This is a genomic window from Kordiimonas laminariae, from assembly GCF_023008165.1.
GTDB classification, from domain to species: Bacteria; Pseudomonadota; Alphaproteobacteria; order Sphingomonadales; family Kordiimonadaceae; genus Kordiimonas; species Kordiimonas laminariae.
In genome coordinates this window covers 1-11458 of the sequence record NZ_JAKQZA010000006.1, presented here as the reverse complement: position 1 = coordinate 11458, position 11458 = coordinate 1, and the positions used below count along the sequence as shown (strand labels likewise).

The window sequence follows — 11458 nt, the reverse complement described above, 5'->3', positions numbered from 1 at the left end:
GGCAATTTAACGGCCAGTAAAGTTCGCTTCGCGTTTTTGAAGGAAGGCTGTTACACCTTCAACACAGTCTGTTGTTCTGCCAGCCCCGCGCTGTGTCATTGCTTCTGCTTGCAGTTGTTCTGCATAGCTATTGTTCATGCTGCCTTTGATTAATTGTTTAATCCCATTGAGAGCCTGTGTTGGGCCTGATGCCAGTTTCCTAGCGAGAGTGGAAGCTGTGTCAGTTAGTTTTTCATCTTCGACAACGTCATAAATCATACCCCATTCAAGTGCTGTTTCAGCAGGGACTTTCTCCCCAAGCATCATCATTGCTTTGGCTTTTGCGTTACCAATGAGACGAGGAAGAATGTATGTGCTGCCAGCATCTGGTATGAGGCCAATATTCACAAAGGCTTGAAGGAAGTATGCGGATGTTGAGGCCAGTACGATATCTGCGGAAATAGCAATACTCATACCTGCGCCAGCGGCTACACCGTTTACAGCTGAAACAACAGGTATATTAAGTTCTGAGAGCTCCAGAAGAAGAGGATGGTAGGTTTCCATCAAGTTGGCACCAGGGTCTGCTGTGCCTGCGCCGAGGCCTCCCTCTGCCAAATCTGCTCCTGCGCAGAAACCTCGACCATTCCCTGTGATCAGAAGGGCGCGTACGCCGCTATCAGGGAGAGCGATTTTACGGACGGCATCAAGCATATCTGCTTTCATACCGTTGCTTAATGCATTCAAACGGTCAGGGCGATTTAATGTGATAGTTGCTAGGCCATCACTGATATCAAACAGGATATTTTCATAATTTGACATTTGCTTGTTCCTCCCACCTGAGCATGTCGTTCTGAAAAGATGAACTAGAACAACATGCTTTGTGGGCAAGCTAAATGTTATTTAGATGCAGCTATTTCAGTATGGAAAAAGGCAGGAGTAGCTGGGCCAAAGCCAACAAATGGCTCTTTAGGCATATCATCTGAGGCAAGCTTTGGTTTTGGCGGTGTAAGATCAATCTTACCGCCATCAGGAATTTTCTTTCCTGTTAGGTCTTCGATCGCCTTAAGGTACCGAGTGTCGTCCTTGCCGCCTGTTGAGAAGGTGATGGCTTTACCTTTTTTACCTGCACGGCCCGTACGACCAATACGGTGTACATAATCTTCAGCATGGTTTGGCACATCAAAATTGAATACGTGGCTCAAATCGGCAACATCAAGACCGCGAGCCGCAACATCAGAAGCTACAAGTGTTTGAATTTTATTGTCTTTAAAGCCTTGAAGAACTTCCAGGCGCTCACTTTGTGCCATATCGCCATGTAATTGACCTACGCTGAAGCCGTGCCGGTGCAGTGAATCGTATACATCTTTCACATCACGCTTGCGGTTACAAAAGATAATACCGTTAGTGATATTCTCTTCCTTAAGCAGCTTGCGGAGTGCTTTACGTTTTTCGCGGTAATGTACTGTTACAACGGATTGCTCAATGGTTTGGGCAGTTGAAGATGCACGAGCGACTTCAATCTTTTTAGGATCATCAAGAAAACGGTCTGTAAGTTTCTGGATTGGCTTTGCCATTGTGGCCGAGAAAAACAGTGTTTGGTGCTTCTTCGTAATGCGTTCGCAGATTTTTTCCACGTCAGGGATGAAGCCCATATCAAGCATACGGTCTGCTTCATCAATTACGAGAATATCAATACCGTTAAGAAGCAGTTTACCGCGTTCAAAGTGATCAAGCAGACGCCCTGGTGTCGCGATAAGAACATCTACACCGCGGTCTAGTGCCTTTTCTTGATCAGCAAAGTTTACACCGCCAATCAGAAGCGCCATGGATAGTTTGTGGTTCTTACCGTATTTCTCAAAGCTCTCCGCTACCTGAGCAGCTAATTCCCGGGTAGGTTCAAGAATGAGAGAGCGCGGCATACGGGCGCGGGCGCGGCCTTCTGTAAGGATATCAATCATTGGAAGAGTGAAAGATGCAGTTTTACCTGTACCTGTTTGGGCGATCCCTAGAACATCACGGCCCATCAGGCATTGCGGAATAGCCTGCGCCTGAATAGGAGTAGGCTTATCATAGCCCGCTTCTGAAACCGCTGCTAAAGTTGGTTCACTTAATCCTAAGAGATCAAAACCCATGTAATCTACCATTTCTCAAAACCAGTTTGGCGGCAGAATAGGTTTCCGCATCCGAATGTCAATCAATGAAAGCAATTTCGTGCGAAATATGGGGTAAAAGTGAGGTTTTAGAAGGAAAGGGTGTGCGAATTACCACTCAGAGAGAGCGGTAATTCTTAATTAACGCTATTTAAGTTGATCTTCTACAAAATCCAGGCGGTCTTGTCCGAAGAACATTTCATCACCAATAAACATGGTTGGAGCACCAAACACTCCGCGTTCAACAGCTGCTTCTGTTGCTTTGATCAGGCCTGATTTAACATCAGGTGACTGTGATGCTTCAAAAATGGCCGCGGTATCAAGGCCAGCTTCTGAAAGGACGGAGCTGATTACCTCTAAATCTCCCATATTTTTTTCATCAATCCACATGGCATTGAACGTTGCTTCAATAAAGCTATCAAAGCAGCCAAGTTGTTCTGCTGCCAGAGCTGCACGCATCAAAGGTAGTGTATTGATTGGAAAATTGGGGTTGTGATTAAAGTTCACACCATAGCGTTTCTGAAAACGGGGTAGGTCATGCATCATCATATATTGACCTTTAGCGGGGATAAAGGCTGGAGAACTATTTCCTGTAGCTTTAAAGACGCCACCCAAAAGCATGGGCTTATATGTGATGTTCAGGTCGTACTGCTTTTTTAACTGCTGAAGGCGCTTGTATGCAAGAAAGGCTGTTGGGCTACCAAAATCAAAGTAAAAATCAAGTTCTGTCATGTTAAATTCCCTTACCATTTTTCCATATAGGGCCGAACATCCAGTTCAAACGTCCAGGCATTTTTCGGCTGTTCATATAGGTGGATATAATTCTTAGCTAAATCAGATGGTTCGACGATGCCTTCATTTGCTTTCTTATCGGCATAGTCCGGCAAGAAGCCTTGTATCCATTCTGTATCTACTGCGGCATCAATAACTACGTGCGCTACATGTATGTTCTGAGGGCCAAGTTCGCGTGCCATGCTTTGGGCAAGCGCTCTAAGTCCGTGCTTAGCGCTTGCGAATGCTGCAAAGCCCGCAGCACCACGCATGCTGGCGGTTGCACCAGTAAAGATGATTGTTCCTTGTTTGCGCTTGGTCATGTAGCGTGCGGCTTCTCTACCGCTCAGGAAACCAGCAAAACATGCCATTTCCCATATCTTAAAGAATTTCCGGCTATCGGTTGCAAGAATGCTCATCGGCACATTGGCACCTACATTGAAGATAACTGCGTCCAGTTCGCCAATGTTTTCTTCAATATGTTGGAAGAGGTTGGTAATTTCTTCTTCCTTGCGAGCATCGCAGCTGAAGGCATGAGCTTTCATGCCAGCTTCATTTAATTCTTGAATAAGTGGGGTGAGTTTGTCGCCGTTTCTACGGGCTGCGCATACGGTTAAGCCTTTAGCGGCAAACTTTCTCACTATTGCGCTACCGATTGCATCGCCGGCGCCTATAATTAAGGCAACTTTTTCTACCATTTTAATTCCCCAAGCGTAACGTAGCGTCATTTGAAGCTACACATTGATAAAACCAATGGATCAAAGTATGATCAGTGTGGTTTTATAATGAAACTAAATGGATCGTACTGATTCTTGTTTAATAATGCAACCAGTTATAGTGGAGCAATGTGTGAAACGCACGTCCTTTTCAGAAATGCCGTGTTCTGTAGCTAGAACGCTTGATCATGTGGGACACTGGTGGTCATTCATGATTGTACGTAATGCTTTTTACGGACAAACACGATTTCGCGAGTTTCAGGAAAGTTTGGGTATCGCTAAGAATATTTTATCTGCCCGTCTGAAGGACCTTACGGAAGCTGGAATCATGAAAAAAATCCCGGACAGGAATGGGTCGAAGTACAGTGAGTATATTCTTACAGAAAAGGGCTGGGACCTGCAGCCTGTGCTCGTTGCATTGATGCAGTGGGGTGACAAGTGGGAGCCACATGAAAGTGGACCGCCACTTGAACTGCTAGATAAAAGAAGTGGTATATCTATACCTTATCAAGGCATCAGAAATACTGAGGGTGACGTTATTCCAAGAGAGGAATTAACTTCGCGGTTTTCACCGGCTGCCAAAGAAATGCTAATGAAAAAGGCAGCTGAATAGCTGCCTTTGGTTTAGATATCTAGCTGATCAATGTCAGCCGCGTTGTCACGTATGAATTCAAAGCGTTTTTCCGGTTTCTTACCCATCAAATCATCAACGAGGCGGTTTACATCAGCACGTTCACCATATTCTGGAGGAAGTGTTACACGCAGCAGTGTACGGTTTTTTACTTCCATGGTGGTTTCTTTAAGTTGGGCAGGCGGCATTTCACCCAGACCTTTAAATCGGCTGATCTCAACCTTGCCTTTACCGCTGAATTCAGAAGCCATCAGTTCATCTTTATGTTCGTCATCACGAGCATAAAGGACTTTTCCGCCTTTAGCTAAGCGGTAAAGTGGTGGTTGGGCAAGGAATAGGCGACCTTCTTTCACCATGCCAGGCATTTCCTGGAAGAAGAAGGTCATCAAAAGTGTAGCAATATGGGCACCATCCACGTCCGCATCAGTCATGATGATGACTTTTTCGTAGCGAAGTGCATCACCATCATAATGTTCACGCGTACCGCAACCAAGAGCCTGGATAAGGTCTCTTACTTCCTGGTTGGCTGCAATCTTATCTCGCGTAGCGCTTGCAACATTGAGGATCTTACCACGGATGGGAAGAATGGCTTGGGTTTTACGGTTACGCGCCTGCTTGGCGGAACCGCCCGCAGAATCACCTTCCACGATGTAAATTTCAGTGCCTTCAGGATCTTCGCTTGAGCAATCAGTTAGTTTACCCGGTAGGCGAAGTTTACGCTTGCCAACAGCCGTCTTACGTTTGATCTCACGTTCCTGCTTGCGGCGGAGGCGTTCTTCAAGGCGTTCAAGCGCCCAAGTAAGCAAGCTGTTGGCTCTATCAGGGTTCTCTGCAAGCCAGTTATCGAACGCATCACGAATAGCGTTTTCTGTTAAACGCTGCGCATCAGGTGTTGAAAGCTTATCTTTTGTCTGGCCTTGGAATTGCGGATCGCGAATGAAAACAGAAAGCATACCACATGAAGAACCTGTTATATCTTCAGAGGTAAGCTGTGCAGCTTTTTTCTGACCTGCGATATCGGCGTAAGCTTTAAGGCCCTTAAGTAAAGCGCCGCGCATACCGTTTTCGTGGGTGCCGCCTTGAGGGGTAGGAATAGTATTACAGTAGCTGCTGGAGAAACCATCGCCAAACTCTGGCCACTGAACGGCCCATTCTACCTGCCCCGCTTCATCGGGGAATTTAACGAATCCCGCAAAAGGTTCTTCAGTCACACATGAACGCTTCTTCAGCGTTTCTGATAGGAAGTCAGATAAACCACCGGGGAAGTGCAGTGTTGCTTCCTGTGGTGTTTCATCGCCTTCTTGAAGCAGTGCAGCATCGCACTTGAATTTAATTTCAACGCCCCGGAAAAGATACGCCTTTGAGCGTGTCATCTTATAAATACGAGCAGGCTTAAGGGCGGCTTTTTCACCAAAAATCTCTGTATCCGGCAGGAAGTTAATTTTTGTGCCGCGGCGGTTACTCACGGAACCCATATCTTCTAGGCCAGAGGTTGTTTTACCGCGAGAGTATGTCTGCTTCCAAAGTTTCTTATCTCGCGCTACTTCAATGCTCATTTCAGAGGAAAGAGCGTTCACAACAGAAATACCTACGCCGTGAAGACCGCCTGATGTTGCATAAGCGTCGGAATTAAACTTACCGCCTGAGTGAAGGGTAGTTAGAATCACCTCTAGAGCAGATTTTCCTGGGTATTTGGGGTGCGGGTCTGTTGGGATACCGCGGCCATTATCAGCAATGGATACCGAACCGTTCTCGTGAAGCGTTACATTGATGCGGCTTGCATGGCCAGCAACTGCTTCATCCATTGAGTTATCAAGAATTTCTGCAAATAGGTGATGGAGTGCGCGTTCGTCTGTACCGCCAATATACATGCCCGGTCTTTGTCTTACCGGTTCTAGACCTTCAAGGACTTCAATGTCCTTAGCAGAATAGTCTGTTTTTGTTTGCTGTACTTCAAACAGATCGCTCATAAACCCACCCTAAAATTAATGCTTAAACTAGGAGGTAAACTAGCTAGGCAGTTACGTCAAGAAGGTCTATATATTGTGTTTTTAATATATAAATGTAATATATATGGTGTATGCTGCCTGTTAATTTGAAGTTTAGCAGCATTCTGTAAACCTTATTTAAACACTTTTCCTGCTAATGTGTTGGGCAGAAAACGAACGTGAAAGGCAATTCATGAATAGTTTCCATCCAGCTAGCTTAATACGCAGGGCTTTTGATACAGCTCTTCAGGAAAAGTCGGTGTTCGATATTGAGGTTGGTGACCGTTATCTTGAGACAGAAGGTGGTGTTTCTATATGGGTGGTGAAGCGGATCAGTGATGTTGACATGAGTGAGTTTCCGCTTATCAGTTTAGCGAGAGAGGATTACCCAGAGCTCACAAAAACTGTGTCTCTCTCCGTACTTCGAAAAAAAGAAGGTTTTGTAAAGGCTCTGCAATAGAGCCTTTAAGTGTTCTTGTCTGTTTGATTAATCGAACAGCTTATCAATATCAGCCTGTGACTGAACTTCTTCAGCATCATGCTCTTCAATTGGCATAGTATCGTCATACTCGATTTCTTCATCAAGTTTCCCGTGAATCACCTGATTAAGCTTCAATAGCAGGTCTTGGGCCTGTTGAATGCGAGTTCTGATAAGTTCGGCTGCCGCAGGCGCTAAGCCACGCTCTATTACGTTCAAAGACATAAGGCCCGCAATTGTAGAGCTGAGCAATTGATCCAGTTCAGTTTTGTTCCGGTCAAATGCTTTTCGAATTGGAGTAGGGGCGATCTCGAATGCTTTTATAGCAAGTTGTTTGGCCTGAAAACCGCTATCTTCAAAGTGCTGAGGGTAGCTTTTGGGTTCCCATTCAGCTGCTTCTTCTACAATATCTGGCATATCTGGAATCATCTCCAGAAGCATAACAATTTCATTGAAATGGTTCAGATAGTCTGTCGCCAGAAAGCTTTCTGGGTTGATATTGGCTGCGACCAATTCTGGCTGAAGCGCTTTTTGATCTGCGTTATACTCAAGTTGCATCAATTATATGCCTTAACAAGGAACAGCTCTTAACTACTCGTTCCCCCAAACAACGAGCTTATATTTTTCTGATAGCAATAAGTAAACACCAGAAATGGTTAGCGGAATGTAAAAAAATAAGGCCCTGATCGAAATCAGAGCCTTAATCGCGAAATTTTTATCGTTTATGCACTGTAGTACATATCAAACTCTACCGGATGTGGAGTGAGGTTCAAGCGATCAACTTCTTCACGCTTCAGATCAATGTAAGCGTCGATCTGATCATCTGTGAACACGTCACCTTTCTTAAGGAACTCACGGTCAGCGTCTAGTGCGTTTAACGCTTCATCAAGCGAGCTTGCAACTGTTGGAACGCCTTTAAGCTCTTCTGGTGGAAGGGCATACAGATCTTTGTCCATCGCTTCACCTGGGTGAATCTTGTTCTGGATACCGTCTAGGCCAGCCATCATCATCGCTGCAAATGCATAATATGGGTTCGCTGTTGCATCAGGGAAGCGAACTTCAACACGTTTTGCTTTCGGGCTGGAGCCGTAAGGAATACGGCAAGAAGCTGAACGGTTACGTGCAGAATAGGCTAGAAGCACTGGTGCTTCAAAGCCCGGCACCAAACGTTTGTAGCTGTTTGTGCTTGGATTAGTGAAAGCATTGATTGCTTTGGCGTGCTTAATGATACCGCCAATGTAATAAAGGGCTGTTTCGGAAAGATCAGCATAGCTACCCCCCGCAAATGTTGGATCACCATCTTTCCAGATTGATTGGTGAACGTGCATACCTGAACCATTATCTTCAGCTACAGGCTTAGGCATGAAAGTCGCTGTTTTACCGTATGTGTGAGCAACCTGGTGAACGCCGTACTTATAGATCTGAACGTTATCAGCAGTTTCTACGAGCGTAGAGAACATCATGCCAAGCTCGTGTTGAGAAGCGGCAACTTCATGGTGGTGCTTATCCATTTGAAGGCCCATTTCTTTGAGGACCTTCACCATTTCACCCCGGAGATCAACACAGCTATCAACTGGAGCTACAGGGAAATAACCACCTTTAGCGCGTGGACGGTGGCCATAGTTGCCTTCATCATATGAACGAGCGGAATTATATGGGCCTTCTACATCGTCAATTTCGTATGATGCACCATTATAGCCAACGCGGAATTTCACATCATCAAATACGAAGAACTCTGGCTCAGAACCAAAGTAAGCTGTGTCACCAACACCAGTGAACTTAAGGTATTCTTCAGCTCGCTTTGCTGTAGAGCGTGGATCACGACCATAGCCTTGACCCGTTGCTGGTTCTACGATGTCACAGAATACAACGATTGTTACGTCTGCTGTGAAGGGATCAAGTGTTACCGCTGAAAGATCTGGTTTCAGGATCATGTCGGATTCATTGATAGCTTTCCAGCCAGCGATTGATGAACCATCGAACATTACACCTTCTTCAAGCATGTCTTCGTCAACAACGTCAGCATCCATTGTAAGGTGCTGCCATTTGCCTTTTGGATCGGTAAAACGTAGATCAACCCATTCTGCATTTGTTTCTTTTACAAGAGCGAGAAACTCTTCGTTACTTAAATTACTATACTTAGACATGCTTTATTCCCTTACATTAATTATCATACAGCTTTGGGCTTGTTAATTATACTGCGTCATTGCCGGTTTCACCGGTACGAATGCGAATTGCTTCTTCGATATGGCTAACGAAGATTTTGCCATCGCCAATGCGGCCTGTGTGGGCGGCGTTTTTAATTGCTTCTACAGCGCGTTCAGCCTGATCATCTTCAATAACAACTTCGATTTTTACTTTCGGGACAAAATCAACAACATATTCAGCACCGCGGTATAACTCGGTATGGCCTTTTTGGCGTCCGAATCCCTTTGCTTCAATTACTGTGATGCCTGAAATGCCAATATCGTGGAGAGCTTCTTTGACTTCGTCCAATTTGAATGGCTTAATAATAGCTTCGATTTTTTTCATTTTACTTACCATTAACAGATTTAGTGAATGCTTTAGCAGGGAATGTGCCAACTATCATATGCATAAGATGTGGCTTGTTTCACTGATTTTTTAATAACGAATTATGAAAGTTTGTGCATTTAAGTGCCTAAAAAATGTGCATGTGATTACGGGGTGAGCAAAAAACTGTAATCTTTCACTCACGCAAGGTTTCTGCTAAAAATGAAAAAATATAAAAAAAGGTGTGATTTCTTGCTTGACGAATAAGAGAGTAGGGAATACATAAGCGCCCACTCTCAGAGACGTGGCGGGTATAGCTCAGTTGGTTAGAGCACCAGATTGTGATTCTGGGGGCCGCCGGTTCAAATCCGGTTACTCGCCCCACTCTGAAAGTTTTTTTTAAGAAGCCCCTTTCGGGGCTTTTTTCTTTTGGTACACTGCCCCCGATTCCAAGGGGGAACAAATACAGTGATACAGTCACCACACGATCATATTTTATTAACGCCAGCTGAAGCGCGAGAAGCTGATGAATGGGCTATCCAAAATGGTACCAGTGGTTGGTCCCTGATGGAGGCGGCGGGTAGAGCTGCCGCTGATATTCTAGTAGAATATATTGGCACCCCAATTGAGGCCGGTGGCGAGATACTCATTTTGTGTGGTCCAGGCAATAATGGTGGCGATGGTTTTGTTATTGCGCGGCATCTAGATGATTGGGGCTACCCGGTAAAAGTAGCTCTTTCGTGTGCTGAAACTAATCTTAAGGGAGATGCTGCGGTGGCCCTTAAGCGTTGGGAAGGCCCAACTATTTCAATGGCTTCCGTAGATTGCAGTAAAGCGTCTGTTATTGTGGATGCATTATTCGGAACAGGGCAAGATCGGCCACTTGAAGGTGCTGTCGTTGATGTTATCGAAACTGCAAATACAGTTGATGCATTTCGGTTTGCTATTGATGTGCCAAGCGGGTTGAATGCAGAAAATGGCATTCCGTTTGGGTTGTGCTTCTCGGCGGATGCTACTGTAACGTTTTCAAGTAAAAAACCTGGTCATATGATTGCACCGGGCCGTTTTTTATGCGGTGGTGTTGATAACGTCCATGTAGCTGATATCGGCATTGGAAAAGCTGTTTACGACTCAATCGATTCGAATCATTTTGCAAACGAACCGGGGCTTTGGAGCGCATGTTACCCGTGTATGGGGCCCGCAACGCATAAATATGACCGTGGTCATTTATTAGTACTTGGCGGTAGAGAGCCTACTTTGGGGGCTTCCCGGCTTGCCAGCATTAGTGCGTTGAGGGCTGGGGCAGGACTTGTTACTCTAGCTGCTCCATCTGAGACCTATTCAATTCAAGCAAGTGTGCTTACAGATGTAATGGTGCGTAGGTTTGATTCTGTTTTTGGTTTTGTTGGGGTTATGTCTGACGCAAGAATAACCACTGTTCTTTTAGGTCCCGGCGCAGGTGTGGGTGAGAAGACTATCGAGCTTATCCAACACGCGGGGGAAAAAGAACGCCATATGGTGTTGGATGCAGATGCGCTTACCAGCTTGCAGGGGCGAGCAGAAATATTGGCAGATTATGATTGTCAGAAGGTGTTGACCCCTCACGATGGTGAATTTGCACGGTTGTTCCCGGATCTGGATATTATGGTAGATAGAATAGCGGCGGTAAGGGCAGCATCTAAGCGAATTAACGCAGTTGTTGTTCTTAAAGGGGTTTCAACGCTTATTGCTGCGCCAGATGGGCGTGTGGCCATTACATCAAATGCGCCGGCTTATCTTTCTGTGGGGGGGACAGGAGATGTACTTTCGGGGATTATCGCCAGCCTTGTAGTTCAGGGCATGCCGGCTTTCGAAGCAGCTGCGGCGGGCGTATGGATTCACGGTGAGGCCGCTAACAAAGCGGGGCGCGGTATGATTGCTTCTGACCTCCTCAAATTTTTATCCGCTGCGCTACCTTAAAGGTTTTCCGCGGTTTCGAGAAAAGAGCTATGCTTTTTTACGAAATAATTAAAAAAAATACTTGTGCTCTTTTGAAGGGCTGCTTATAAGCCCCCTCACAGCCGCCGAGCGCGGCACGACAACGTTTGTTGTTACTTACATAGATGACCTGTTTATATGCATCCGAAGGCATTGGTCATTGTTTGGTTTGCGGGTGTGGCGAAATTGGTAGACGCGCCAGATTTAGGTTCTGGTGTCCTTCGGACGTGGGGGTTCAAGTCCCTCCACCCGCACCA

Annotated in this window: 11 protein-coding genes and 2 tRNA genes; 5 read left to right on the top strand and 8 right to left on the bottom strand. The window is 45.6% G+C overall.

Going from position 1 to position 11458, the window contains the following annotated elements; all coding sequences use genetic code 11:
* Positions 1–6: 6 nt before the first annotated feature.
* From MF542_RS13025 to MF542_RS13010, 4 genes are all read right to left on the bottom strand, one after another.
* On the bottom strand, positions 7–798 hold the full coding sequence (locus tag MF542_RS13025) for an enoyl-CoA hydratase-related protein (RefSeq protein WP_247020151.1): 792 nt from the start codon (positions 796–798) through the stop codon (positions 7–9).
* 77 nt (positions 799–875) lie between these two features.
* Positions 876–2111 carry a DEAD/DEAH box helicase gene (locus tag MF542_RS13020; protein ID WP_255832766.1) on the bottom strand — a complete coding sequence of 412 codons (1236 nt, stop codon included), beginning with the start codon at positions 2109–2111 and terminating at the stop codon, positions 876–878.
* A 165-nt stretch (positions 2112–2276) separates the two neighbouring features.
* A complete protein-coding gene (locus MF542_RS13015; RefSeq protein ID WP_247020147.1) occupies positions 2277–2861 on the bottom strand; it encodes a 2-hydroxychromene-2-carboxylate isomerase in 585 nt (194 codons plus the stop codon).
* A gap of 11 nt (positions 2862–2872) precedes the next feature.
* Positions 2873–3598: an SDR family NAD(P)-dependent oxidoreductase gene (locus MF542_RS13010; RefSeq protein WP_247020145.1), complete on the bottom strand. Its 726-nt coding sequence runs from the start codon at positions 3596–3598 to the stop codon at positions 2873–2875.
* Positions 3599–3749: 151 nt separating this feature from the next.
* Between MF542_RS13010 and MF542_RS13005 the strand changes: the two genes are divergently transcribed.
* The gene (locus MF542_RS13005; RefSeq protein WP_247020143.1) at positions 3750–4229 is read left to right on the top strand and encodes a winged helix-turn-helix transcriptional regulator; all 480 of its coding nucleotides are present in this window, start codon (positions 3750–3752) and stop codon (positions 4227–4229) included.
* Positions 4230–4240: 11 nt separating this feature from the next.
* On the opposite strand, the gene parE is transcribed toward MF542_RS13005, so the two are convergent.
* Complete coding sequence (gene parE, locus MF542_RS13000; RefSeq protein ID WP_247020141.1) at positions 4241–6217, bottom strand: DNA topoisomerase IV subunit B; 1977 nt, start codon at positions 6215–6217, stop codon at positions 4241–4243.
* A 277-nt stretch (positions 6218–6494) separates the two neighbouring features.
* Between parE and MF542_RS12995 the strand changes: the two genes are divergently transcribed.
* A complete protein-coding gene (locus MF542_RS12995) occupies positions 6495–6695 on the top strand; it encodes a hypothetical protein (RefSeq protein WP_247020139.1) in 201 nt (66 codons plus the stop codon).
* Between the two features lie 27 nt (positions 6696–6722).
* On the opposite strand, the gene MF542_RS12990 is transcribed toward MF542_RS12995, so the two are convergent.
* From MF542_RS12990 to MF542_RS12980, 3 genes are all read right to left on the bottom strand, one after another.
* Complete coding sequence (locus MF542_RS12990) at positions 6723–7271, bottom strand: hypothetical protein (RefSeq protein ID WP_343264892.1); 549 nt, start codon at positions 7269–7271, stop codon at positions 6723–6725.
* A 164-nt stretch (positions 7272–7435) separates the two neighbouring features.
* Positions 7436–8860, bottom strand: a complete 1425-nt coding sequence (gene glnA, locus MF542_RS12985) for a type I glutamate--ammonia ligase (protein ID WP_247020136.1) — start codon at positions 8858–8860, stop codon at positions 7436–7438.
* Between the two features lie 46 nt (positions 8861–8906).
* Positions 8907–9245 carry a P-II family nitrogen regulator gene (locus MF542_RS12980; RefSeq protein ID WP_247020134.1) on the bottom strand — a complete coding sequence of 113 codons (339 nt, stop codon included), beginning with the start codon at positions 9243–9245 and terminating at the stop codon, positions 8907–8909.
* 286 nt (positions 9246–9531) lie between these two features.
* On the opposite strand from MF542_RS12980, the gene MF542_RS12975 reads away from it, so the two are divergent.
* The 3 genes from MF542_RS12975 to MF542_RS12965 all read left to right on the top strand — a co-directional run bounded on the left by MF542_RS12975 (position 9532) and on the right by MF542_RS12965 (position 11458).
* Positions 9532–9608: transfer RNA gene (locus tag MF542_RS12975), tRNA-His, on the top strand.
* Between the two features lie 84 nt (positions 9609–9692).
* The gene (locus MF542_RS12970) at positions 9693–11183 is read left to right on the top strand and encodes an NAD(P)H-hydrate dehydratase (RefSeq protein ID WP_247020132.1); all 1491 of its coding nucleotides are present in this window, start codon (positions 9693–9695) and stop codon (positions 11181–11183) included.
* A gap of 189 nt (positions 11184–11372) precedes the next feature.
* Positions 11373–11458 (top strand) — tRNA-Leu (locus MF542_RS12965).

Excerpts from the sequence above, each read along its gene's own strand:
- parE (WP_247020141.1), bottom strand. The coding sequence starts at position 6,217 with ATGAGCGATCTGTTTGAAGTACAGCAAACAAAAACAGACTATTCTGCT.
- glnA (WP_247020136.1), bottom strand. The coding sequence starts at position 8,860 with ATGTCTAAGTATAGTAATTTAAGTAACGAAGAGTTTCTCGCTCTTGTA.
- MF542_RS13020 (WP_255832766.1), bottom strand. The coding sequence starts at position 2,111 with ATGGGTTTTGATCTCTTAGGATTAAGTGAACCAACTTTAGCAGCGGTT.
- MF542_RS12980 (WP_247020134.1), bottom strand. The coding sequence starts at position 9,245 with ATGAAAAAAATCGAAGCTATTATTAAGCCATTCAAATTGGACGAAGTC.
- MF542_RS12990 (WP_343264892.1), bottom strand. The coding sequence starts at position 7,271 with ATGCAACTTGAGTATAACGCAGATCAAAAAGCGCTTCAGCCAGAATTG.
- MF542_RS13025 (WP_247020151.1), bottom strand. The coding sequence starts at position 798 with ATGTCAAATTATGAAAATATCCTGTTTGATATCAGTGATGGCCTAGCA.
- MF542_RS13010 (WP_247020145.1), bottom strand. The coding sequence starts at position 3,598 with ATGGTAGAAAAAGTTGCCTTAATTATAGGCGCCGGCGATGCAATCGGT.
- MF542_RS13015 (WP_247020147.1), bottom strand. The coding sequence starts at position 2,861 with ATGACAGAACTTGATTTTTACTTTGATTTTGGTAGCCCAACAGCCTTT.